Here is a 23,125-nt window from a genome sequence, read left to right as displayed (position 1 = left end):
CGGATCACGTCGGCGAATCACAGAAATGACGGGTAGCGTCTCTATCGTGGTCGATATCGATGCCGCGATCGGATACGTCGTGGCCCATGGTGACCCGGTCGAACGCGCCCGTTTGTCGTATCTGCGGACCGGCCAGCCAGCCTCTCCGGAGATCATCGACCGGATCGCGGGCGGCCAGATGACGGCGGGCGGCTGGCCCGCCTCGGCCGACGGGCAGGTGCCCTCGGTCGATGCCACCTGCTTCCGGCTCGGCGAGCTCGACGATCTCGGCGGCCTGCAGGCCGGCCCGGTGGCCGAGCGCGCCCTGCACTGGCTGGCCACCGCCCAGCGGCCCGACGGCACCTGGCAGGAGCACGAGTCCCTGGCCGGGGAGGCCCCGGCCTGGGCGATGCCCGGCGATCCGGAGGCCACGCTCTACCTGACGTCGGCGGCCGGCTTCTGGCTGACCGCGGCCGCCGTCGAGATCGACCCGTATCAGACCCGCGGGCGGTATGAGAACGTGCTCGGCTCGGCCGCCGCGTTCGTCGCCGCCCAGATCCGACCGGACGGGACGTGGCCGTCCTTCCTGGCCGTCGGCTGGCACGCCGCCGGGCTTCTTCACCAGCAGCAGTATTTCTACGAGTCGTCCCGGGTGCAGCTGGTCCTCGGCGAGCGGTTGCACGAGATGGCGCCGGCCGACGTCGCGCAGATGGCGGCCGCGCTGCGCCGCGTCAACCTGGGCGACGACTGGCTGTTGCGGAACGCCCGGAAGAGGCTGGCCGAGACCCAGCGTCAGGACGGGGGCTGGGACAGCAACGAGGGCCCGGTCTTCGACGTCAACATCACGCTGACCGCGCTGCGGGCCTGCCGCTGATACTCGGCGGCCCGGCCGATCACCCTTTGATCGGCCGGGCCACTGCGTGGGTCAGACGGCGAAGCCGCGGTGCCGCCGGACCAGCTTGCGCAGCATGAAGACGGTCTGCGCGATGGTCGCCAGGTAGAGGATCGGCCAGCCGAGCGACAGGATCGCCGACTGGACGCCGACACTCTGCTGGCTCCAGGCGTAGATGCCGCCACCGAGGATGGCCAGGAGAACGATCAGCGGCATGACGTACGCCGATCCCTTGCCCTTCTCGGCGTTGGCCTGCGCGGCCCAGTTGTCCTTGTCGGTCTGCGCGAGGAACTGCGTCCAGGCCGACACGAAGTGGCCCATCCGGATCCACATGTAGAACTCGGCCGGGACGATCAGCGCCGCGTAGAGCAGGTCGGAGGCGCTCTTGTCCTTCATGGCCAGCGCCAGGCGCAGGTTCAGGAGCATGGCGATGACCGGCGGGATGAGCCAGATCGGGTTGAACACGAACGCGTGGATCGACAGCGCGGCCATCAGCAGCAGCAGGAAGCCGATGCGCGACCCGATGTTGAACAGCATCGAGATGTTCTCGTACCAGCGCAGCCGCAGGTTGGGGTGCAGCGGCTGACCCTTGTTGTCGCCGCGCTGGCCCGGCCAGAACAGGTCGATCGCGCCGAAGTTCCACTTGACCTGCTGACCGTGCAGGGCGCGCAGGTTCGTCATCGGGCCGACGAAGGCACGGGCGGTCGCGCTGATCTTCGTACTGAAGCCGGCGTCCTTGATCTGGAGGGACAGCTTGCTGTCCTCGACCTCACTGTCGCGGACCCACGGCGCCTGCTGGTGGTGACGGACCATCACCATCTCCAGCGCCCGGACGCTGAACAGGCTGCACTGGCCGCCGAGCACGGCCATGTTGCGGCCGCGCAGCAGGTTGTCCATGTTGAACGCGCCGAACTGGGCCCGCTGGCCGGCCACCAGGAATCGGGCCATCAGACCGCGGTACCGGCTCTTGTCGATCGTGTAGATGGCGCTCAGCCCGCCGATGCGCGGGTCGTCGGTCATCTCCAGTTCGAGCCGTTCCACGGTGTCGCGGGCCAGCGTGGTGTCGCCGTCGACACCGAGGATGTAGTCGCAGCCGCGGGACAGGAAGTAGCCGTAGTTGAGGGCGCCGACCTTCTTGTCGGGGTTCACGCCCATGTCGTGGACGTGGACGGTGGTGACGAACTCCTCGCCCTTGATCGACCGGGTGTGCCGGCCCTCGAACGTGCGGGCGATCTCCGGGGTGTCGTCGTCGGTGTTGTTGATGATGACGTGGATGACGTCCGGCAACCGGGTCTGGGCGAGCAGGCTCTTGAGGACGTCGCTGATCGTCTCCTGCTCGTTGTAGCAGGGGATGATGCAGCTGATCGTGGCGTGCCGGGGCTTGGCCGCCGCGACCTGGTCGGACACCGCCTCGGCGGTCTCCAGCAGGGCCAGCTGCGGGACGGCGGGCGGCAGCGCGAGCGGTCCCGCCTTGGTACTACGGGCCACGAGGATGCGGCGGTCGGTGGCTCGGCGAAGGCCGGGACTGGTCTCGGTCATCAGGTGGCGCCATTCGTGAGCAGAGGCAGGGTCAGGGTGTCCAGCGCGGTGGAGCGGTAGTACGTGTTCGCCTTGGGGGCGGTCTCCACCAGCAGGTCCAGCCGGATGGTGAGCGTGAGCGCCGCTGCTCCCGCCGTCGCCGCCGGCAGGGTCACCACGGTGTTGTAGGGGTACGGCGGGGTGACGTCGAACTTCCCGTTGTCGGTCGTGACCGTGGCCCGGTTCGTGCCGTCGTCCTGGACCACCTGGAACGTGCTGACGGTGACCCGATGGGTGCTGTCGGTGTCCTCGATGTGCGCCGACACGTTGATGGTCTTGACCGAGCTCGCGGTGTAGAGCTTCGCGTTGTCGGAGGTCCAGTACGTCAGCTGGACCGTGAAGCTGCCCTGTTTGAGCCGATGGGTGACCGTGCCGGTGTCCAGCGGTCCGCTGGCCCGGGACGACTTCGTCGCGGTCGCGACCGCCTTGGCCGTCGTGGTCGCCGCGGGCGTTGCCGTGGCGGTCGGACTGCTCGTCGTCTTGGCACCGGTCAACGGTTTGCTGCTACTGGTCAGATCTTGGAGGCTGTCGCAGCCGCTGAGGCTGCCGCATAGCACGGCTGCTGCTACGACAGCCGCCGCGCTTCGGGGGAGGCGCACTGATGACCTCTTCGCTGGGGGATGTGTGCTTGTGAGGGGTCGATGGCCCAAGTCGGCGGCGGTGAGCGGCACTTGAGCGTTCCCGGCCGTTCGGCGCCGAGGGTCGCCCGAACGGCGAGCGGGGCGGCGGCCGGGCGGCCGGTCATGTGATCATGGACGAATGAATCGGCGTCGATGGGTTACCGGGCTGGTCGCGATGGTGGTGGCCGGGATGGCCGGGGCGGTGCCCGCGCAGGCGGCCGGAGCCGGCCGGGTCACGGCGTCCGGGACCCATCTCGTCCGTGACGGGGGTTACTTCCCGCTCTACGCGGCGTCGGTCTACCCCAGCGGGTCCGGCTGGAAGGACGCCGGCTTCCGGAGCTACTTCGACGGCGTGGTGGCCGACGAGGCCGGCGCCGGGCTCAACACGCTGCGGCTGACCGACTTCATCAAGGACGTGACCACCGACCCGTACGACCCGGTCATGTGGGGCAACGTCGACTACGCGATCCAGCGGGCGGCGGCGAACGGCCTGGCCGTGATCCTGGACCTGTCGACCTTCCGGAACGATCTCCTCCGGAAAGCGCCGACCGCCTCGCCGTACCTCGTCGAGTACTGGACGACCTTCCTGGACTTCGTCGGCAACCGGTACCGGGACGAGACGGCGATCGCCTACGTCGCGCTGGCCGGGGAGCCGGAGGGGCCGAAGAGCGAGGTGTCCGGCCGGCCGGCCTCACCCGCCGAGTTGACCGCTTTCTACCAGGCGGCGAGCGCTGAGCTGCACCGCGTGGCGCCCGACCTGCTGATCTCCTCGGGCGGGCTGATGCAGCTCTACTGGGACTCCGGGATCGAATGGCAGTCGATCTTCGCACTGCCGAACATCCTGCCCGCGGTCCACATCTACCACGACGAGGACCTGCCGCTGCTGGCCACGGTCGCGAAGTGGACCGCGCAGCACGACAAGCCCCTGATCCTGGAGGAGTTCGGCGAGAAGCAGAGCGCGGGCGACGCGACGCGGGCGGCGCTCTTCCAGGACCGGTACCGGGACTGGTACCGCTACGGACTGGCCGGCATCGGATTCTGGAACTTCGGGCCCGAGGTCACCGCGGTGTCGCACGACGTCAACCCGGGCACCCCGCTGACCTGGGCGACCGTGCGGGCCAACGCGCCCCGGACCGCCTCGACACCCCCGGGGACACTGTTCCGGACCGGCTTCGAATCCACCGATACCCAGCCGACCTGGTCGGACACGATCGACTGGTCGTCGAGCGTGACCGGCATGTACACCGGCATCACGCCCGAGTGCTCGGTCCGGGTGGAGAAGGCGCACAGCGGGATCCAGGCACTGATGTACTCCGGTAAGGACACCAGCGCGGGCGGCTCGTTCGCCTACTTCAAGTCGTTCAACGTGACGATCCCGGTCAGCGCCGGGACCAAGCTCAGCTACTGGCTCTGGCCCGGCCAGGCCAACGGGCGGTTCGTCGGCGTCGACCTGCACTTCACCGACGGATCGACGCTGCGCGACAGCGGCGCCGTGGACCAGCGCGGATTCTCGATGCACCCGAAGGCCGCGCACGGCGGCGCCATCGCGCTGAGCAGCTGGACGCAGATCCAGAGCGACATCGGACGGTGGGCGAACGGCCGGACGATCGATCGCATCTGGATCGCGTACGACCAGCCGGCCGCCACCGGCGACTTCCGCGGTTACGTGGACGACATCGAGATCACCAACTGATCAGCGGGTGTGACCGTTCCCGGTCACGATGTACTTGGTCGAGGTCAGCTCGGGCAGACCCATCGGGCCGCGGGCGTGCAGTTTCTGCGTGCTGATGCCGATCTCCGCGCCGAAGCCGAACTCGCCGCCGTCGGTGAACCGGGTCGACGCGTTCACCATCACCGCGGCCGCGTCGACCCCGGCCGTGAAACGCCGGGTCGCGCCGACCGACTCGCTGACGATCGCCTCGGTGTGACCGGTGCCGAACTGCCGGATGTGGTCGAGCGCATCCTCCAGCGAGTCGACGACCGCGACCGCGATGTCGGCCGAGAGGTACTCCTTACCCCAGTCCTCGTCGGTGGCCGGGACGACGGCGTCACTGAAGCCGGCCACCCGGGAGTCGCCGTGGACCGTGACGCCCCGGTCGGCGAGTTCGGCCAGCACGAGCGGCAGGAACGAGTCGGCGATCTCGGCGTGCACCAGCAGCGACTCGGCCGCGTTGCAGACCGAGTTCCGATGGGTCTTCGAGTTGATCGTGATGGCCAGGGCCTTCTCCAGGTCGGCGGCAGCGTCCACATACACGTGACAGTTGCCGACACCGGTCTCGATCACCGGGACCGTGGACTGCTCGACCACTGTCCGGATCAGATCAGCGCCGCCGCGCGGGATCAGCACGTCGACCAGGCCGCGGGCGCGCATCAGCTCCTTCACCGAGTCACGGGTGGTGGCGTCCAGCAGCTGGATCGTGTTGGCCGGCAGACCCGCGTCGGCCACCGCCTTGCGCAGCACCGAGACGATCGCCGCGTTCGACGAGAAGGCCGAACCGGAGCCGCGCAGCAGCGCCGCGTTGCCCGACTTCAGGCAGATGCCGGCGGCGTCGGCGGTCACGTTGGGCCGGCCCTCGTAGATCATGCCGACGACCCCGAACGGCACCCGGACCTGCCGCAACTCCAGCCCGTTGGCCAGCGTCGAACCGCGCACCACGTCACCGATCGGGTCGGGCAGCGCCGCCAGCTGGCGCAGCCCGTCGGCCATCGCGACGACCCGCTCCGGGCTCAGCGCGAGCCGGTCGATCATCGCCTCGGAGATCCCGTTCTGCCGCGCGTTGGCGATGTCGACGGCGTTGGCGGCGACGATGTCGTCGGTGCGCTCGACCAGTCGGTCCGCCATCAGCAGCAGCGCCGCATCCTTCTCGGCGCGGGTCGCCCCGGCCAGATCGATGGCGGCGATCCGCGCGGCCGCGGCCTGCTCCAGCACGCTCATGACAAACCCTTCTTGGATGTACGTCGTCAGAGGAGAACCAGGTCGTCGCGGTGGACGACCTCTCGTTCATAGCCCGGCCCGAGTGCCGCCGCCAACTCCGGTGTGGACCGGCCGAGCAGCGCCGGCAGCTCCACCGCGTCGTAGTTGACCAGCCCGCGCGCCACCGGAGTGCCGGAACCGGCGTCGACCAGGTCGACCGGGTCGCCCGCGGCGAACGAACCGTCCACCGCCGTGATCCCGGCCGGCAGCAGCGACTTGCGCCGGGCCACCACCGCGGCGACCGCGCCCGCGTCCAGGTGCAGGCGGCCGCGCGGCGCGGTGGCGTGGGCCAGCCAGAACAGCCGGGCCGCAGGGCGGGTCGCGGCCGCCTCGAAGAGCGTGCCCACCTCGTCGCCGGCCAGCACCTTCCCGGCCAGCGGGGCGGCCGTGAGCACGACCGGGATGCCGAAGCCGGTGGCGATCCGGGCCGCCTCGACCTTGGTCACCATGCCGCCGGTGCCGACCCCGGACTTGCCCGGCGAGCCGATGGCGATCCCGTCCAGGTCGCTGTCGTCGCGGACCAGCGGGATACGCCGGGACGCCGGGTCGGACGGGCTGCCGGTGTAGAGCGCGTCCACATCGGAGAGCAGCACCAGCAGATCGGCGTCGACCAGCGCGGCGACCAGGGCGGCCAGCCGGTCGTTGTCCCCGAATCGGATCTCCTCGGTGGCCACCGTGTCGTTCTCGTTCACGATCGGCAGCGCGCCCAGATCGAGCAGTTTCCGCAGCGTCCGGTACGCGTTCCGGTAGTGCGCCCGCCGGGTCACGTCGTCGACGGTCAGCAGCACCTGGGCGACGGTCCGGCCGTGCCGGGCGAAACCGGCCGCGTACCGCCCGATCAGCAGGCCCTGGCCGACCGCGGCGGCAGCCTGCTGGGTGGCCAGGTCACGCGGTCGGCGCGGCAGGTGCAGCGGGGCCAGCCCGGCGGCGATCGCGCCGCTGGAGACCAGAACCACCTCACGACCCTCGCCGGTCAGCCCGCCCAGGGCGTCGACCAGAGTGTCCAGACGCTGCTCGTCGATGCCGCCCGCCGCCGTGGTCAGTGAGGACGAGCCCACCTTGACCACGATCCGGCGCGCACCGGTAACCACTTCCCGCACTCGGCCCATTCTGCTCGGCCGCCCGGTGGACAGCCGCCGCCGATCCCATATCGTGGCCGGTGATGACACCGGAGGAGTACGTCGAAGCGGTCCTCGAACTGGTCGAGCGGATCCCGGAGGGGCGGGTGATGTCGTACGGCGCGATCGCCGACGCGCTGGCCGAGCGCTCCGGCCGCAACTCGCCCCGCCAGATCGGGGGCATCATGTCCCGGCACGGCGGGGCGGTCCCGTGGCACCGGGTGGTGAACAGCACCGGACGGATGCCGCCCGGGCACGAGCGTGAAGCGCGGGCGCGACTGCTCGCCGAAGGCGTACCGTTGCGCGGCGACCGCGTAGTGATCGACAAGGCCGGGTGGAGCCCTGATGCAGACCGGACAGGCGAGTAAGACCGCGTACGCGGCGGCGCGGTACCGTGCCGCCCACCAGGTGCTGGAGCACGGCTCGATCTTCACCGACCCGCTGGCGCTGCGGATCCTCGGTCACGAGCCTGAGGAGTTGCTCGGCGACGCGCCCCGGCGCGGGATGCGGCTGTTCATCGCCGCCCGGCACCGGTTCGCCGAGGATCATCTGGCCGCGGCCGTGGAGCGTGGCGTGCGGACGGCCGTGGTGCTCGGGGCCGGGCTGGACACGTTCGCGTACCGGAATCCTTTTCCGGGGCTGAAGGTGATCGAGATCGATCACCCGGACACTCAGGCGTGGAAGCGGGAGCGGCTGGCCACGGCCGGCATCGCCATTCCCGACAGCGTGCGACATGTCGGGGTGGACTTCGAGCGGTCGAGTCTCGCCGAGAGCCTCGACCTGGACGAACCGGCGTTCTTCCTGTGGATGGGCGTCGTGCCCTACCTGACCACCGAGGCGTTCGAGCAGACCCTGACCGCGGTCGCGGCCCGCTCCGGCAACGAGGTGGTCTTCGACTACGCGCAGTCGCCGGAACGCATGCCGGCCGAGCGCCGGGCCGCCCTGGAGGCCCGCGCGGCCCGGGTCGCCAAGATCGGCGAGCCCTGGCTCACGTTCTTCGAGCCGGAGGAGATCGCCGAGCTGCTCGGCCGGCACGGCTTCGCCGACATCGAGGACCTGGGCCCGTCCGGCCTGGCCGCGCGCTTCTTCAACCGCCCGGACGTCCCCGCCGACACCGCCGGCGGCCACGTCCTGCACGCCCGGCGCCCCTGACCCACCCCTCCGGTGCCGCGAGCTTCGCGCCGGCCCGGCTCGCGGCGCGGGTCCCGGGCTCAGCTGGTGCTCAGGGTTGTTTCGAGGGGTCGGATACAGCCGTGAGCACCAGCCGACGGGCGGGAGCGCGGCTGGGGCCTGGGTGGTGACGGCCTCGCGTGGGGGCACGGTGCGGGACGTGGGCGGGCGGGTGCGGCGTGGGTGGGTTTGTTGCTCTGAGCGCAACCACCTGCGGAGGAATAAGCTCCGAAACCTGTCCACGGGGTTTGGCGGTTTGACCGTGCCCACCCGACCACGTCGCCCTTTCGGGCTGAGCGTTCTGGGCGCGCCAGCGCCCTGCTCGGACCGGAAGGGTCCCCGCGGGAGCGACGGTCTGGACCACGGCGGACCGAGGCAATGAAGAATTTGATCTTTTAGCTCAGGCCGGCGAAGGCCGCGGTCGCGCGCATCTGCCACTCGAAGAAGCCGCGGCGATCCTCGTCGACCGAGTTGTTCAGCTGGCCGAAGAGTTCCGCGCTGACCGCGCCGCAGAGGTTGATGAATCCGGTCATTCCGGCGCCGACCAGGTAGGCCGGCACGCCGGTCCCGAAGTGGGTGCCGACCACGGCCAGTTCCTCGCCGAAGCGGCCCTCGGGCTGCGGCGGCACGGTGGTGATGCGACCGCCGGCCAGGGCCATCTGGATCGTCCCGGCCAGCGCGAAGATCACCCTGGTGGCGGGCACGATGGTGTCCTGAGGGGCCTGGTAGCCGGGCACCGGGCTGCCGTAGATCAGCGCCCACTGATGCGGGTTGGCCAGCGCCCAGTCGCGGACCGCGTGCCCGATGGCGACCCAGCGCTCGGCCGGCTCGTCGTGGGCGGCGGCGGCCTGCTCGGCCGACTCGCCGACCGCGTCGTAGGCGTCGATGATCAGGGCCGTGAGCAGGTCGTCGCGGCTGGCGAAGTAGCGGTAGACGGCTGACGAGGCCATGCCCAGGTCGCGGGCGACCGCCCGTAACGAGAGGTTGGCCCCGTCGGTGGCCAGATGGCGCCGGGCCACCTGCTTGATCTCTTCGGTCATCTCGGCCCGGACACGGGCGCGCAGGTTGGCGGCGTTCATGAGGGCAAGTGTGCCACAACGAGAGCACTGCTCTTGCATGTCCGCGGAACGTGTGGAACAGTTGTCCTCAACAGAGAGCACTGCTCGCAAAGGAGAACATCATGCACGTCATCGTCGGTTCCGGCCCGATCGGTTCCACCGTCGCCCGCGTCCTCGCCGAGCAGGGCGAGCAGGTCCGGATCGTCACGCGCAGCGGCAGCGGCCCCGAGCATCCGCTGATCGAGCGGGCCGCCGCGGACGCCTCCGACGCCGCTCGCCTGACCGAGCTGACGCGGGGCGCCGAGGTGCTCTACAACTGTGCGAACCCGAAGTACACGGAGTGGGCCGACAAGTGGTTCCCGATGAACAACGCGATGATCACCGCGGCCAAGGCGGCCGGCGCGGTCTACGCGATCACCGGGAACCTGTACGGCTACGGTCCGCGGCCCGACGGCCGGATGACCGAGGACACCCCGCTCGCGGCCACCGGTCGCAAGGGCCGGATCCGCATCAAGATGTGGGAGGACGCGCTGGCCAGCGGTCTGCGCACGGTCGAGGCGCGGGCGTCCGACTACGTCGGGGCGGGCGCGGTCAGCACGATCTCCGCGGTGCTGCTGCCGGCGATCAATTCCGGTCGCGCGGCCTGGGCGCCGGGCGACGTGGACGCGCCCCACACCTTCACCTACACCGGCGACATGGCCCGGACGCTGGTCACGCTGGCCCGCGACGAGCGGGCGCACGGCCAGGCCTGGCACGTCCCCTCCGGCCCGGCCGTCAGCATGCGCGAGCTGGCCGCGCGGTATTGCGCCGCCGCCGGTGTCCCGCAGGTCAAGGTGCACAGCCTGCCGCGGTTCGTGATGCGCACGGCCGGCCTGGTCGTCCCGATCGCCCGTGAGCTGGCCGAGATGGACTACCAGTTCTACGCGCCGTTCGTGATGGACAGCACCCGCACCGAGCGCACCTTCGGCCTGACCGCGACCGACCTGGACGTGGCGCTGCGGGAGACCGCGGAAGCGGCCGAGGCCACGGCCGCCCGCCGCATGTGACTACAGCAGCAGTCCGACGCCGCCCCGCCGGGGATCCCCGGCGGCACCGGCCTGTCCGACCGCGGTCACCCCGCCGAAGTAATGGTTGAGGTCCGGCCACTCGACGATCTGCCAGCCCGCCGCCCGCAGCGCCGCCAACTCCTCGGGCGGGCACCCGTTCTCGGCGTGGATGGTGTCCTCCACGGCGTGGAAGCGCGGCCGGGCGATCGCCTCGGTCACGTCCAACTCGTCCACCAGCACCCCGAGCAGGGTGTCGACCAGGGCGGTACGGATCCGCGAGGCCCCCGCCGACCCGGCCGCCACGGTGAGCGACCCGTCCGGCCCGATCACCACGAGCGGGCACATGTAGGACGACATCCGCCGCCCCGGCACCAGCTCCTCGGTGAGCAGTTCACCCTCGCCGAGCATGGAGTTCAGGTTGATGCCGAGCCCGGGCAGCCACACCCCGGCACCCAGCCCGAGCGTCGTCGTGATCACGCAGGCGTTGCCCTCGGCGTCGACCACCGACACGTTCGTGGTGTCGCCCAGCCGCTGCGCCCCGAGATTGCGCAGCGCGGTGGCCACCCCGACCGCCCGGCCGGGCCGGGACAGGTCGGCCGGCAGCGCGGCGATGGTGTCCACGGTCCGGTTCAGGTCGTGCCGGGCGCAGACCCGGTGACCGGCCAGCTCGGCGTGATCGACCGGAACCTCGGCCACCCGGTACTGCGCCAGGTCGGCCGGGCCGATCGTGCCACCGGCCGCCCGGACCGTGGAGACCATCAGATCCGCGTGCTCGCCGGTGTAGAACACGTCCGGCCCGTCGACCGCCAGCGCGTCCATCGCACTGGCCAGGCCCTGGTGGAACAGCAACTCGTCGCTCTCCAGCAGCCGGCCCTGAGGCTGATAGGAGGCGGCGCCGTCGCCGTAGGCCAGCGCCGGCGCGCACGACTTCAGTGTGCTCGCGTGCGCGGCCGGCAGCAGCACGCCGGTCCGGGCCAGGCCCGCGGCCGGGGCAACCACCTCGGCCCAGGGCAACCGGCCCCAGCGTTTGTGCACCTCACCGAGACCGGCCGGAACACCGGGCACGGCGACGCTGGCCCCGCCGATCGAATAGATCTGTGGCAGCCCGCCGAAGAACACGTCCACCGCGACCATCGGCTCCGGCTTCCGATCGCCGTCCAGCCCCGGCACCGCCACGAAGAAGTCCAGGCAGGTGACCTCGCCGCTGCGCGCGTCGAAGTAGGTGGCGAACCCGCCGCCACCCAGCCCGGTGTAGATCGTCTCGGCGACACAGCAGGCCAGGACCGCGGCGACCGCCGCGTCGGCGGCGCTTCCGCCCGCCTCGAGAATCCGCACTCCCGTGCGGGTGGTCGCCGGATGGCTCGCGGCGACGCCGGCCGCAACGCTTCCCATGCGAGCGAGCGTAGGCGGCAACACCCGATCTTGGTTACGATGCGCGTCGATGACGCCCATCGGTCCCTCTCCCGTGGTAACCCGGCCGAGTGTTCTGCCCCGGGGGGTTTTGGCTGGTTATGCCCTCGGATCCCTGGTCACCGGGGCTTTCGGGACCGTGCCCGGTTTGCTGCTTCTGCCCTATCTGACGGACACGCTGGGTGTTGCCGCGGGCGTGTCGGGCCTGCTCGTGCTGCTGCCGAAGGCGTGGGACGTGCTGGTCAACCCGCTGGCCGGTCGGATCTCGGACCGACGCGGCTCCCGGCGCCCGTTCCTGCTGGTCGCCGGCCTGCTGCTGGCCGTGCTGTTCGCGGCCATCTTCGCGGCGCCGCTCCGGGGCGAAGGCGCCTCGGCCGCCTGGGTGGCCGCTGCCTTCCTGGCCGCCGCCACCGCGTACGCGTTCTTCCAGGTCCCCTACGTCGCGATGCCGGCCGAACTGACCGACGGCTACGCCGAGCGGACCCGCCTGATGACCTGGCGCGTCGCCGTCCTGGCCCTGGCCATCCTGGTCTCCGGCGCCATCGCGCCGCTGATCGTCGACGCCGCCGGCGGCGGGCGCGCCGGCCATCGGTGGTCCGGCTTGTTCGTCGGCTCACTCATCGCTGTGGGCACGCTTGCCACATTTGCGGGTACGAGGAAAGCCACGTCCCGCACAGCGTCCGAAGCCGAGCCCAGCCTCTCCGCCCAGCTGCGCGTCGCCTCGGCCAACGCCCCGTTCCGGGCCCTGCTGCTCTGCTGGATCGTGCAGGCGGCCGGAATCGGCACCATGCTGGCCGGCGTCCAGTACTTCGCCGACCACGTGATCCACCAGAAGGCCGGCGGCACGTTCCTGTTCGCCGCCTTCGTCGGCCCGGCGCTGCTGGTCATGCCGCTCTGGACCCGATTCGGCAAGCGGTACGGCAAACCGCGCTCGCTGATCGCCGGCTCGCTGCTGTTCGCCGGCGGCGCGCTCGTCCTGCTGGCCGCCCCGGCCCTGCCCCCGGTCGTGGTCTACCTGGTCGTCGCCGTGATCGGCGTCGGCTACGCCGGCCAGCAGGTCTTCGCGATGGCCATGCTGCCGGACTGCATCGCCTACGACACCGCGCGCACCGGCCGCCGCCAGGCCGGCGTCTTCACCGGCCTGTGGACCGCCGGGGAAACCCTCGGGCTGGCCCTCGGCCCCGGCATCTACGCCCTCATGCTGCAGATCTTCGGGTACGTCTCCTCGGCCAGCGGGGAGGCGGCGACGCAGGACTCGACGGCCCGGCTCGGCGTGCTCCTGGGCTTCACGGTCCTGCCGGCCCTCCTGGTCGCAGCGGGTGTACTCCTCCTTCGTGGTTACCGGGAAGTCGCCCTTCTCAAGGCCGAGGGCGAGCCGCTAGCGTCCGAGTCATGATCGATGCGCTGCCGGAGAAGCCCGTACCCGGCGACCAGATCCTGGCCGAACTGCGGGCGCTCCGGGAAGCCGACCTGCCCACACACGGCGGGCGACTCTTCGCGTACGTGTACGACCCGGCCGTGGACGGCCTGGACGAACTGGCCCGGCAGGCGTACGCGGTCTCGGCCTCGGTCAACGGCCTCGACCCGACCGCCTTCCCGTCCCTGCTGGCGATGGAGAACGCGCTCGTCGGCGCCGCCGCCCGGCTGCTCGGCGGGGACCCGGCCACGGTCGGCAGCGTCACCAGCGGCGGCACCGAATCGCTGATCCTGGCCGTGAAAGCCGCGCGGGACGCGCACCCCGACCTCACCGACCCGCGCCTGGTCGTGCCGTCGACCGCGCACGCCGCGTTCGCCAAGGCGGCCCACTACCTGCGGGTCGGGCTCGACGTCGTACCCGTGAAAGATCTTCGGGCCGACCCGGCGGCGATGGCCGCGGCCATCGGCCCGCAGACCGTGCTCGTCGCCGCCTCGGCACCCTCCTACGCGCACGGCGTCGTCGACCCGATCCCGGCCATCGGCGCCCTGGCCCTCGAACGCGGCGTCCGCTTCCACGTCGACGCCTGCTTCGGCGGCTGGATCCTGCCCTACCTGCGACGACTCGGCGCCGACCTGCCGCCGTTCGACCTGTCCGTGCCCGGGGTCACCAGCATCTCGGTCGACCTGCACAAGTACGCGTACACGCCCAAGGGCGTCTCGATCCTGCTGCACCGCACCGAGGAACTGCGCCGCCCGCAGTACTTCGCCTACGCCGACTGGCCCGGCTACACGATGATCAACCCGGTCATCTCGTCCACCCGCTCCGGCGGCCCGATCGCCGCCGCCCTGGCCACCATGCGCTCCATCGGCGACACCGGCTACCTGAGCCTGGCCACGGCGACCCGCGAAGCGGTGCAGATCCTCAGCTCGGCGGTCACCTCGGTCGACGGGGTCCGCCTGTACGCCCCACCCGAGACCGGCGTCGTGTGCCTCGCCTCGGACGGCGTCGACCTGTTCGTCCTGGCCGACGAACTCGCCGCGCGCGGCTGGCACACCCAGCCTCAGATGGCGTACCGCGACCTTCCACCCACGATCCACCTCACGGTGACCGCGTCGGTCCGCCCCACCGCCGACGCCTTCGCCGCGGACTTGGCCGCCGCCGTCGCGGCCGCCCGCGCCCGCGGCCCGGTCGAGATCCCCGAACTGCCCCCGCTGACCCCGGACATGATCACCCCGGAGTTCATCGCCGGCCTGGCCGAGGGCCTGGGCCTGGGCGGCGGCGACTTCAGCCGGATGGCCGAGGTCAACAGCCTGCTCAATGTCGCCCCGCCCGCCCTGCGCGAAGCCCTGCTGACCGGCTTCCTCAGCCTCCTCCAACACCCATCGCAATGACGCAATGATTACGTCAACTTTGCGATATCGTTAGAGGATGCTGTTTCCGACTCCCTCGCTGGCCGATGCCGATCGGGCGGTGCTGGCCGGCATCGAAGAAATGCGCCAGAAGCTCCGGCATCAAATCCTGGACAGGCCGGCCAGATGGACATCCGGCCTGCGCAAATACCTGACGGCTGACGCCGTGGCGGCGTCGAACTCCATCGAAGGATTCCGCGTCTCGACCGTGGACGCCCAGGACCTTATGGATGGCGAGCGGGACGTCGACGTCTCTGACGAGGACCGTGAGGAAACCCTCGCATATCAGCGCATGATGACCTATGTGCAGAGACTGCACGACGTGGCTGACTTCTCTTACAGCAAGGGCCTGCTGAACGCGCTGCACTGGATGTTGCAGGGACATCGCGACACTCCACGCAAGCCCGCCGGGCAGTGGCGTGGTGGTCCTGTGTATGTAACCGCCGCGGGTGACCCGAGCATCGCCGCATATACGGCGCCAGCCGCGGCTGACCTTCCCGGTCTGATGGATGAGTTGGTGGCCTGGCTGAACGCCGAGGACGAAACTCATCCACTGGTTCGTGCGGCCATGGCACACCTCAATCTGGTGTCCATTCATCCTTGGGCTGACGGCAACGGTCGGATGTCACGGTCGCTGCAGACGTTGCTGATCGCGCGGGAAGGGGTGCTTGCCCCGGAGTTCTCATCGATCGAGGCCTGGCTTGGCCGATCCGGTAACACCTGGAAGTACTACGAGGAACTCGAGCGACGCGGGTCCACGTATCTTCCCGACCAGGACGTTTCCAGCTGGATTCGATTCAACCTCACTGCATATCACCAGCAAGTGCAAAGCGTGCAGGGCCGGGTGAACCGGACGGCTGCCGTGTGGGATCTGCTCGACGCGTTTGTCGGCCCGGCGGGCTTCGACGAGCGAGTAATCTCGGCACTCCACGACGTCGCGGTGGTCGGGAGGGTCCGTCGTAATCGATATGAGCAAGCCGAGGGGTTGACCCTCCAGCAGGCTCAGCGAGATCTCCGCGACCTTGCTACCGCCGGTTTGCTTGAGCCGGTGGGGCGCACCCGTGCTCGGTTTTACAAGGAAGGCCCCCGTTTTCCTGAGAACGTGCTGGAGGTGGCGCGCCGTCCGATGACCCTGACCAAGCCCTATGCGAATGCAGTAGGTTGACCGGGTGGCCCTACCTGGAGTGCTCGGTGAACCCATCCGGTTCGTGCTGAACTGGGGACGCCGCTACTCCCTGTGGGTGTTCAACTTCGGTCTCGCCTGCTGCGCGATCGAGTTCATCGCGTCGAGCATGAGCCGCCACGACTTCATGCGTCTGGGCGTGATCCCGTTCGCGCACGGTCCCCGCCAGGCCGACCTGATGGTCGTCTCGGGCACGGTCACCGACAAGATGGCGCCCGCCATCAAGCGTCTTTACGACCAGATGCCCGAGCCCAAGTATGTGATCTCGTTCGGTTCCTGCTCCAACTGCGGCGGGCCGTACTGGGATTCGTACTCGGTCACCAAGGGCGTCGACCAGATCATCCCGGTCGACGTCTACGTCCCGGGTTGCCCGCCCCGCCCGGAGGCCCTGCTCCACGGCATCCTCCGCCTCCAGGAGAAGATCGCCGCCGAGCAGTCCGGCCCCGGCGGCGTCTCCCGCCCGGATCCCCTGGCCAAGGATGCTGCCGCGCTTACGGCTCCCGTGGTGGCCCGGCCGGTCTAGCGTGATCGGCATGAGCCAAGCGTCTCGTGCCGACTTCATCGTCGATGTGCTTGCCCGGGAGTTCGGGGAGCTGATGGCGATCGACCCGGCCGCGTTCCGTCGTAAGTTCCGGAAGATGGCGGCGTCGCCGTTCGCGTTCTATCGGGGCAGCGCCTCGCTGTTCTACGCCGACCAGGCCGGTGACTACCGTGACGACAGTTATCTGGACGAGCGGACGAGCCGGGTCTGGATTCACGGCGATCTGCATGCCGAGAACTTCGGCACCTACATGAATTCGTCGGGGCGGCTGGTTTTCAACGTCAATGACTTCGATGAGGCGTACGTCGGGCCCTTCTCTTGGGATCTGAAGCGGTTCTCGGCGAGCGTCGCGCTGATCGGTTACTCCAAGGCCCTGTCCGACGAGAGCATCACCGCGCTGGTCACGACGTTCGCCGGGTCGTATCTGACCGAGTTGCGGGCGATCGCGGCCGGCGGGGACGACGCGATCGGTTCGATCACGTTGGAGAACGCGGACGGTGTGCTGCGCCGGGTGTTGCAGGAGGCGCGGCTGAACACGCGGGTGGATCTGTTGAACGGGCAGACCACGGTCGACGACTACGAGCGCCGGTTCTCGCTGGGGGACGGGGTCTACGACGTCGACGAGGACACGGCGGCGCGGGTCACGGCCGCGTTCGAGCGGTATCTGAGCACGCTGCCGGAGGCCGGGCGGCCGATCTCGACCACGATCAAGGACATCAAGCTGCGCAAGGGCGTGGGGATCGGCTCGGCCGGGCTGCCCTCCTACAACCTGCTGCTGGAGGGTCACACCGAGGCGCTCGAGAACGACGTGATCATCTACATGAAGCAGGCTCAGGTGCCGGCCGTCGCGCGCTGGATCGACGACGAGCGGGTCCGGGCGTACTTCGAGCATCAGGGCCATCGCACCGCGGAGTCGCAGCGGGCGCTGCAGGCGCACGCCGACCCGTGGCTGGGCTTCACCGAGCTGGGCGGGGTCGGGCAGCTGGTCGCCGAGGTGTCGCCGTACGCGTCCGACCTGGACTGGTCGGATGTCAACGAGCCCGACGAGCTCTCCGGGGTCATCGCCGACCTGGGGCGTTCGGTGGCCCGGATGCATTCGGTGGCCGACGACGAGTCGAGCCACGATCTGGTCGACTTCTCGACCGAGGAGGCGATCGTCGCGGTCGTCGACAAGGACGAGGCGGGTTTCGTACGGCATCTGGTCGACTTCGCGCACAAGTACGGTGACCAGGCCCGCGAGGACCACCAGGACTTCGTCGACGTGTTCCGCAACGGCCGCATCCCCGGTCTTTAGGGGCGGGTCAGCGAGGCTCCCACCGGTAGGCCACCGCCGCCTGGTTCTCGGCGTCGCCCGAGGGCAGTGCGTCGATGGTTGCGCCCGTCGTGCCCGGCGGCAGGGTGATGTCGAATTCGGCGGCCGTGCCGTCGCAGTCGCGCTGGTAGGTCTTGATCGGCTCGCTCCCGTCCTCGTGCATCTTCTGGTTGCCGACCTTGACGGTGACCGATCCGGCGCCGGCGCAGGCCAGCGCAAGGGTGTACCGCCCGGCCCCGACCGAGTCGTCCTGGATGCCGATGACGCCGTCCAGGAACGCGGCGCCGCCGCCGTTGTCGTTGCTCGTTCCGACCGCCTCCTGTGCGTCGCCGGTCAGGTCTCCCTTGGCGCCGTCGGTCATCCGCACCGAGAAGGCCAGTCCGTACCGGCCGGCGGCCACCGCGTCCGGGGCCACGTCGATGGTGACCTCGGGGTTCGACTCGGTGACGGTCACCGGGACGTGGATGGTGGTCAGCTGCGTCCCGCACGACACGGGCTGGTCGATGCCGGCGACCGTCAGGTTGACCATGCCCGCGACGCCTGCGCAGACCAGGGCGACCTCGTAGTCGCCGGGCACGCGTTTCGTGGTGAGGACCTGACCGGCGAAAGCGGTGACGGTGCCGTCGTACGATCCGAGCTGCCTCGCGGCCCGACCGGCGAAATCGTCCAAGGTCTCCTGGGAGAGTTGCCCGGACGCGGGGTCCGCCTGCTGTGGCGGCGACGGGAGCGCCAGGGCTGCCCCCGCGGCGACGACCGCGACCAGGCCCACGCCGGTCATCGCGGTCCGGCGTGTCCGTCGGCGCCGGACCGTGCCGCGGGCCGCTTCCGAGCCGGGCGGCAGGATCCGGGGGATCGTGTCGGCGCGCAGGTCGGCGAAGAGCTGCTCGAACTGGTCGGTCATGGCTGCCCTCCGGCGCTCTCGGTCAGGTTGAGGCGGGCCGCCATCGCGACCCGGCCGCGGTGCAGCCACGACTTCACGGTTCCCTCGGCCACGCCTTCGCGGTGGGCCACCTCGGCCACCGGCATGTCGGCCAGGTAGTGCAGGACCAGGGCCCGCCGATGGTTGTCGGGCAGTTCGGCCAGCGCCGCGATCAGCGCCACCCGGTCCGGCCCGGGCCCGTCGGCGTGCAGTTCCACCGCCGGCTGCCGCCGCAGGAATCCGAGCGCGGTCCGGGCCCGCCGCCAGCGGCTGACGGCGAGGTTCCAGGCGACGCGGCGGATCCAGGCGACCGGATCGTCGTACCGGGAAACTTTTCGCCATCGGGCCAGGGCCCGGCAGAACGCTTCCTGTACGACGTCCTGCGCTTCCTGCCGGTCGCCGAAGTACGCGTAGAGCTGCACGGTCAGGTCCGCGAAGTGCGCGGCATAGACCTCGTCGAACGTCGGCGGGTCGTGCTGCACGGCGCTCGACGTCTCCGATCGGTGCTCGGTCAGGGCTGTCACGGCGACTACACGCCCGTGCCCGGCGGGCGGTTGCAGTCCGATCCTGGCCCATAGGATGACGGCATGACGCCGGAAGAGGTCGGAGAGCGACTGGTCCACCTGATGGCCACGGACGATCCCGCCCTGGGTGAGGTCACCGCCGGCGTGTCCGGTGGCGGTCCCGGCCATGCCCGCGCGGTGGTCGACGTCCCGGTCGCCCGCTGGTGGCACGCGGCCGGCATCGCCCGTGACCCGGGTGCGCTGGGCTGCGACTTCTTCGACTGGCTGTCCGCCGTGGACGAGCTCGAGGAGGGGTTCGACGTGGTCGCCCACCTCTGGTCGACGCGCCGCCGGCACGGGGTGCTGTTGCGCACCCGGGTGCCGCGCGCCGACGCCGAAGTGGAGTCCCTGGTGGATCTCTATCCGGGTGCGGACTGGCACGAGCGGGAGACGTTCGAGATGTTCGGCATCGTCTTCGCCCGCCATCCCGACCTGCGTCCGCTGCTGCTGCCGCCGGAGTTCGAGGGTCATCCGCTGCGCAAGGAGTTCGTGCTGGCCGCGCGGGTGGCCAAGCCGTGGCCGGGCGCGAAGGAGCCGGGGGAGTCGGAACACGGCGGCCCGGCCAAACGGGCCCCGATGCGGCCGCCCGGCGTTCCGGATCCGAACGAGTGGGGCCCGATGAAGGGCAAGATCCCGCCTCCGGAGACCCCGGCGCGCGCGGCTCGACCGGCGCGCCCGTCGCGCGAGGCACCGGCCGTACCAAATCGGGAAGTTTCGGAGAAAGCGGAGAAGCCGCGGGCTGAGGGGGAGGCCGAGTAATGCCGCTCTGGCTGGACCTTCTCATCCGGGTCGTCGCCGTGATGGTCGCGTTCCTCGTGCTGCCGCTGCTCGTCGGGCAGGCCGAGCACAAGGTGATGGCCCACATGCAGGGGCGGGTCGGGCCGATGTACGCCGGCGCCTTCCACGGCTGGGCGCAGCTGGTGGCTGACGGGATCAAGTTCGTACAGAAGGAAGATGTTCATCCGGACGGCTCGGATCGCACCGTGTTCCGGCTGGCCCCGATCGTCGCCCTGTTCCCGTACCTGATCGTCATCCTGACGATCCCGCTGGGCCCGAACGGCCTGGTCGCCCAGCGCCTCGACATCGGCCTGTTCCTGGTCCTGGCGATCCTCGGCTTCGGCGTGGTCGCGGTGCTGATGTCGGCCTGGGCCTCGGCCAACAAGTACAGCCTGCTCGGCGGCCTGCGCGGCGCCGCCCAGCTGCTGGGTTACGAGCTTCCGCTGGTCCTGGCCGCGGCCAGCGTCGCCATGGCGGCGGGCACGCTCAGCCTGCCCGGCATCGTCGAGGCCTGGAAACCGTGGTGGCTGATCTGGCAGGCCCCGGCCGGTCTGGTCTTCTTCATCGCCGGCCTGGCCGAGATCCGCCGCCCGCCGTTCGACATGCCGATCGCCGACTCGGAGCTCGTCTTCGGCTACATGACCGAGTACACCGGCCTGCGGTTCGCGTTCTTCCTGCTGGCCGAGTACGTCGGGATCATCGTCATCGCCGGCCTGACCACGGTGCTGTTCCTGGGCGGCTGGCACGGCCCGGACGCCGATCACCTGGGCTGGCTGTGGACGCTGCTGAAGATCTTCGCGCTGTCCTTCGTGATCATCTGGTTCCGGGTCACGTACCCGCGCCTGCGCGAGGACCAGCTCCAACGTCTCTGCTGGCTGATCCTGGTCCCGGTGTCCCTGGCCCAGTTGGTGCTCACCGTCGCGGTGAAGTCCCTGCTCTGATCAGAGGTGGCGCGGTCGCAGGCGGGCGACCGGAATCTCGATTCCCCATGGCTGGTCGAGCTTGATCGTCTCGGTGAAGACCCCGACGGGCTGGTAGACGTCGTCGCCGTCGGCCAACCGGAAGGCGTGCACCACGAGGCCGCCGCTCCGTTCGATCAGCCAGTAGAACGGGATTCCCGCCTTCGCGTAGAGAGCGGGTTTCATCACTCGGTCCATGCTCTGCGAGCCGGGCGACACGATCTCTACGGCGAGCACGACCTCTTTTGCGATGAATCTTCGGTCCCGTGCGGCCGCCTCGTCCGTGGTGACGAGGACGTCCGGGGTGAAGAGTCGTTGCATGGAGAGGACGACGTCGTTGGCCTGGCTGACGTGCAGATGTTCCGGGCAGGTTTCTTCCAGGGCCACCAGAAGCCGGGCGGCGAGAACCTGGTGGGTCGGTGCCGGGGAAGGCGTCACATGAAGAATTCCATCGATCAGCTCCCGTCGGGCGCCGTCTTCGGGAAGCGCGTCGAGGTCATCAACAGTCCAACCGTCTGTTGGCGCGTCGTTCATGTGGGCGAACATTCGGGCCTCCACAGCGGGCTCGCTCTCCCGTCCGTCAACACTACCGGAAGATCAGGTGGGTCCGAGGTCGCGTCACCCGTCCGAACCGGGCAGGATATGCCCTTGTGACTGATGACGGCGAGCGCGGCATGCCCGGCAAGGGCTTGATCAATGGCCTTGCCGTCACGCTCAAGACGATGACCCGCAAGACCATCACCCAGCAATACCCGGACGTCGAGCCCGAGCTGCCCCCGCGTTCCCGCGGCGTGATCGCACTGCTCGAGGAGAACTGCACGGTCTGCATGCTGTGCGCCCGCGAGTGCCCGGACTGGTGCATCTACATCGACTCGCACAAGGAGGAGGTCGTCGTCCCGGGCGCCGCGCGGGCCCGCCAGCGCAACGTGCTGGACAAGTTCGACATCGACTTCTCCCTGTGCATGTACTGCGGGATCTGCATCGAGGTGTGCCCGTTCGACGCGCTGCACTGGACGCCCGAGTTCGAGTACGCGGAGACCGACGTCCTCTCGCTGCTGCACGACAAGGATCGCCTCGGCGAGTGGATGCGGACGGTTCCGCCGCCCCCGGCCCACGACGTGCTCGGCGAGCCTTCCAAGGAGGAGGCCACCGCCGCGCGCAAGGCGGCCGGTCCGGGTGCGGCAACTGCCGCAAAAACCGCAAGACCTGCTTCGGTACGGCGTGAGCAGGCCCCCGAGTGACCATCGCGGACGTCCTCCTGCTCGCCCTCGGCGCTGTCGCGGTCGGCGCCGGCGCCCTGGTCGTGACCAGCACCCACCTGGTCCGTTCCGGCCTCTACCTGGTGATCAGCCTCGGCGCGATCGCCGGCCTCTACCTGGTCCTCGGCGCCGAGCTGGTCGCCTGGGTGCAGATCCTGGTCTACGTCGGCGCGGTGGTCGTGCTGCTGCTGTTCGCGGTGATGCTGACCCGCGCCCCGATCGGCCCGAGCACCGACCTGGACCGCCCGATCGGCCCGTCTGCCCTGATCGGTGGCGGTGTCGGGCTGGGCCTGGCCGCGCTCCTGGCCGACGCGTTCCGCTGGATCGAGTACCCGCGACCCGACCCCGGCACCGCCGAGCAGGTCGGCCGGCAGGTCTTCGGGACCTGGGTGCTGCCGTTCGAGGTGCTCTCCATCCTGCTGCTCTCCGCCCTGGTCGGCGCGATCGTGCTGTCCCGCCCGGACATCGGCCGCCGGACGATGCAACCGGACGACCCGGAGGAAGCGACAGAAGGGGAGAGGGACGCGGACGAGGAGGTGCCGGCCTGATGCACGTGACCATTCCGTACGTGGTCGCCGCCGCCCTGTTCGGCCTGGGCGTCTACGGCGTCGTCCGCCGCCGCAACGCGATCCTGGTCCTGATGGCCGTCGAGCTGATGCTCAACGCGGTGAACCTGATTCTGATCACCGCCGACGTGTCGCTGCGGTCGGCGCTCAAGGGCGTCCCCGGCGAGGCGTGGGCCACCCCGAGCTCGCAGCCCGGCTCGGGCGGTGTGTTCGCGCTGTTCGTGATCGTGCTGGCCGCGGCCGAGGTCGGGGTCGGCCTGGCGATCGTGTTGCAGTTCTACCGGATGCGCAAGGCGGTCGCGATCGACGAGGTCTCCCTCGACGAGGAACGGGTGGACGGGTGAACGCCGCAGTGTTCGGAGCCCTGCTCCCGGG

At 70.1% G+C, this 23,125-nt stretch carries 24 protein-coding genes; 15 read left to right on the top strand and 9 right to left on the bottom strand.

What is annotated here, in order from left to right:
* The first annotated feature begins 46 nt into the window (after positions 1-46).
* Positions 47-853, top strand: a complete 807-nt coding sequence (locus tag ACSHV8_RS38440; protein WP_436524129.1) for a prenyltransferase/squalene oxidase repeat-containing protein — start codon at positions 47-49, stop codon at positions 851-853.
* A 51-nt stretch (positions 854-904) separates the two neighbouring features.
* Here ACSHV8_RS38440 and ACSHV8_RS38435 read toward each other — a convergent pair whose 3' ends face one another.
* Together ACSHV8_RS38435 and ACSHV8_RS38430 are read right to left on the bottom strand one after the other, a co-directional pair.
* A complete protein-coding gene (locus tag ACSHV8_RS38435; protein ID WP_436524127.1) occupies positions 905-2,410 on the bottom strand; it encodes a glycosyltransferase family 2 protein in 1,506 nt (501 codons plus the stop codon).
* Positions 2,410-2,943 carry a hypothetical protein gene (locus ACSHV8_RS38430; RefSeq protein WP_436524125.1) on the bottom strand — a complete coding sequence of 178 codons (534 nt, stop codon included), beginning with the start codon at positions 2,941-2,943 and terminating at the stop codon, positions 2,410-2,412. Before ACSHV8_RS38430 ends, ACSHV8_RS38435 begins: the two co-directional genes overlap by 1 nt.
* A gap of 265 nt (positions 2,944-3,208) precedes the next feature.
* Here ACSHV8_RS38430 and ACSHV8_RS38425 point away from each other — a divergent pair, with 265 nt between their 5' ends.
* A complete protein-coding gene (locus ACSHV8_RS38425; protein ID WP_436524123.1) occupies positions 3,209-4,762 on the top strand; it encodes a cellulase family glycosylhydrolase in 1,554 nt (517 codons plus the stop codon).
* Here the strand turns inward: ACSHV8_RS38425 and ACSHV8_RS38420 are convergent, their stop codons facing one another.
* Together ACSHV8_RS38420 and proB are read right to left on the bottom strand one after the other, a co-directional pair.
* A complete protein-coding gene (locus tag ACSHV8_RS38420; protein WP_436524121.1) occupies positions 4,763-6,004 on the bottom strand; it encodes a glutamate-5-semialdehyde dehydrogenase in 1,242 nt (413 codons plus the stop codon).
* A 26-nt stretch (positions 6,005-6,030) separates the two neighbouring features.
* Positions 6,031-7,143 carry a glutamate 5-kinase gene (proB, locus tag ACSHV8_RS38415; RefSeq protein WP_436524119.1) on the bottom strand — a complete coding sequence of 371 codons (1,113 nt, stop codon included), beginning with the start codon at positions 7,141-7,143 and terminating at the stop codon, positions 6,031-6,033.
* A 62-nt stretch (positions 7,144-7,205) separates the two neighbouring features.
* Between proB and ACSHV8_RS38410 the strand changes: the two genes are divergently transcribed.
* Entirely contained in the window at positions 7,206-7,529 is a 324-nt protein-coding gene (locus ACSHV8_RS38410; RefSeq protein ID WP_436524117.1) for an MGMT family protein, read from the top strand.
* Positions 7,507-8,313, top strand: coding sequence for a class I SAM-dependent methyltransferase (locus ACSHV8_RS38405; RefSeq protein ID WP_436524115.1), 807 nt, complete (start codon positions 7,507-7,509; stop codon positions 8,311-8,313). The genes ACSHV8_RS38410 and ACSHV8_RS38405 overlap by 23 nt, the downstream gene beginning before the upstream one ends.
* A gap of 413 nt (positions 8,314-8,726) precedes the next feature.
* Here the strand turns inward: ACSHV8_RS38405 and ACSHV8_RS38400 are convergent, their stop codons facing one another.
* Entirely contained in the window at positions 8,727-9,410 is a 684-nt protein-coding gene (locus ACSHV8_RS38400) for a TetR/AcrR family transcriptional regulator (RefSeq protein ID WP_436524113.1), read from the bottom strand.
* A 101-nt stretch (positions 9,411-9,511) separates the two neighbouring features.
* Here ACSHV8_RS38400 and ACSHV8_RS38395 point away from each other — a divergent pair, with 101 nt between their 5' ends.
* Positions 9,512-10,435 (top strand): NAD-dependent epimerase/dehydratase family protein, encoded by a 924-nt coding sequence (locus ACSHV8_RS38395; RefSeq protein ID WP_436524111.1) that lies wholly within the window; start codon positions 9,512-9,514, stop codon positions 10,433-10,435.
* Here the strand turns inward: ACSHV8_RS38395 and ACSHV8_RS38390 are convergent, their stop codons facing one another.
* The gene (locus ACSHV8_RS38390; RefSeq protein ID WP_436524109.1) at positions 10,436-11,827 is read right to left on the bottom strand and encodes a gamma-glutamyltransferase; all 1,392 of its coding nucleotides are present in this window, start codon (positions 11,825-11,827) and stop codon (positions 10,436-10,438) included. It abuts the gene before it with no gap.
* Between ACSHV8_RS38390 and ACSHV8_RS38385 the strand changes: the two genes are divergently transcribed.
* The 5 genes from ACSHV8_RS38385 to ACSHV8_RS38365 are packed head-to-tail and all read left to right on the top strand — an operon-like array spanning position 11,826 to position 17,689.
* Positions 11,826-13,241, top strand: coding sequence for an MFS transporter (locus ACSHV8_RS38385; protein ID WP_436524107.1), 1,416 nt, complete (start codon positions 11,826-11,828; stop codon positions 13,239-13,241). The two genes, ACSHV8_RS38390 and ACSHV8_RS38385, sit on opposite strands and share 2 nt — an antisense overlap.
* The gene (locus tag ACSHV8_RS38380; protein ID WP_436524105.1) at positions 13,238-14,653 is read left to right on the top strand and encodes a pyridoxal phosphate-dependent decarboxylase family protein; all 1,416 of its coding nucleotides are present in this window, start codon (positions 13,238-13,240) and stop codon (positions 14,651-14,653) included. The genes ACSHV8_RS38385 and ACSHV8_RS38380 overlap by 4 nt, the downstream gene beginning before the upstream one ends.
* A 37-nt stretch (positions 14,654-14,690) precedes the next feature.
* Positions 14,691-15,836, top strand: a complete 1,146-nt coding sequence (locus tag ACSHV8_RS38375; RefSeq protein WP_436524103.1) for a Fic family protein — start codon at positions 14,691-14,693, stop codon at positions 15,834-15,836.
* A gap of 4 nt (positions 15,837-15,840) precedes the next feature.
* Positions 15,841-16,377, top strand: a complete 537-nt coding sequence (locus ACSHV8_RS38370) for an NADH-quinone oxidoreductase subunit B (protein ID WP_436524101.1) — start codon at positions 15,841-15,843, stop codon at positions 16,375-16,377.
* Positions 16,378-16,387: 10 nt separating this feature from the next.
* A complete protein-coding gene (locus ACSHV8_RS38365) occupies positions 16,388-17,689 on the top strand; it encodes a DUF2252 domain-containing protein (protein WP_436524099.1) in 1,302 nt (433 codons plus the stop codon).
* Between the two features lie 7 nt (positions 17,690-17,696).
* Here the strand turns inward: ACSHV8_RS38365 and ACSHV8_RS38360 are convergent, their stop codons facing one another.
* Both ACSHV8_RS38360 and ACSHV8_RS38355 read right to left on the bottom strand, forming a co-directional pair.
* Entirely contained in the window at positions 17,697-18,608 is a 912-nt protein-coding gene (locus tag ACSHV8_RS38360; RefSeq protein ID WP_436524097.1) for a hypothetical protein, read from the bottom strand.
* Positions 18,605-19,141, bottom strand: coding sequence for an RNA polymerase sigma factor (locus ACSHV8_RS38355; RefSeq protein WP_436537096.1), 537 nt, complete (start codon positions 19,139-19,141; stop codon positions 18,605-18,607). The genes ACSHV8_RS38360 and ACSHV8_RS38355 overlap by 4 nt, the downstream gene beginning before the upstream one ends.
* Positions 19,142-19,213: 72 nt before the next feature.
* Between ACSHV8_RS38355 and ACSHV8_RS38350 the strand changes: the two genes are divergently transcribed.
* On the top strand, positions 19,214-19,948 hold the full coding sequence (locus ACSHV8_RS38350) for an NADH-quinone oxidoreductase subunit C (RefSeq protein ID WP_436524095.1): 735 nt from the start codon (positions 19,214-19,216) through the stop codon (positions 19,946-19,948).
* Positions 19,948-20,907, top strand: a complete 960-nt coding sequence (locus tag ACSHV8_RS38345) for a complex I subunit 1/NuoH family protein (RefSeq protein WP_436524093.1) — start codon at positions 19,948-19,950, stop codon at positions 20,905-20,907. The genes ACSHV8_RS38350 and ACSHV8_RS38345 overlap by 1 nt, the downstream gene beginning before the upstream one ends.
* Here the strand turns inward: ACSHV8_RS38345 and ACSHV8_RS38340 are convergent, their stop codons facing one another.
* On the bottom strand, positions 20,908-21,471 hold the full coding sequence (locus tag ACSHV8_RS38340; protein ID WP_436524091.1) for a Uma2 family endonuclease: 564 nt from the start codon (positions 21,469-21,471) through the stop codon (positions 20,908-20,910).
* A gap of 128 nt (positions 21,472-21,599) precedes the next feature.
* Between ACSHV8_RS38340 and ACSHV8_RS38335 the strand changes: the two genes are divergently transcribed.
* Genes ACSHV8_RS38335 through nuoK form a run of 3 tightly spaced genes read left to right on the top strand, consistent with a single transcriptional unit; the run spans position 21,600 to position 23,094 of the window.
* Positions 21,600-22,166 (top strand): NuoI/complex I 23 kDa subunit family protein, encoded by a 567-nt coding sequence (locus ACSHV8_RS38335; RefSeq protein WP_370644519.1) that lies wholly within the window; start codon positions 21,600-21,602, stop codon positions 22,164-22,166.
* Positions 22,163-22,732: an NADH-quinone oxidoreductase subunit J family protein gene (locus ACSHV8_RS38330; protein ID WP_436524089.1), complete on the top strand. Its 570-nt coding sequence runs from the start codon at positions 22,163-22,165 to the stop codon at positions 22,730-22,732. The genes ACSHV8_RS38335 and ACSHV8_RS38330 overlap by 4 nt, the downstream gene beginning before the upstream one ends.
* Positions 22,732-23,094, top strand: coding sequence for an NADH-quinone oxidoreductase subunit NuoK (gene nuoK / locus ACSHV8_RS38325; protein WP_436524087.1), 363 nt, complete (start codon positions 22,732-22,734; stop codon positions 23,092-23,094). The genes ACSHV8_RS38330 and nuoK overlap by 1 nt, the downstream gene beginning before the upstream one ends.
* Positions 23,095-23,125: the final 31 nt, after the last annotated feature.

Source organism: Actinoplanes sp. HUAS TT8 (assembly GCF_051380535.1).
GTDB lineage: Bacteria > Actinomycetota > Actinomycetes > Mycobacteriales > Micromonosporaceae > Actinoplanes.
Note: the sequence above shows the minus strand (reverse complement) of the source record. Positions and strands in the feature narration are given on the sequence as shown.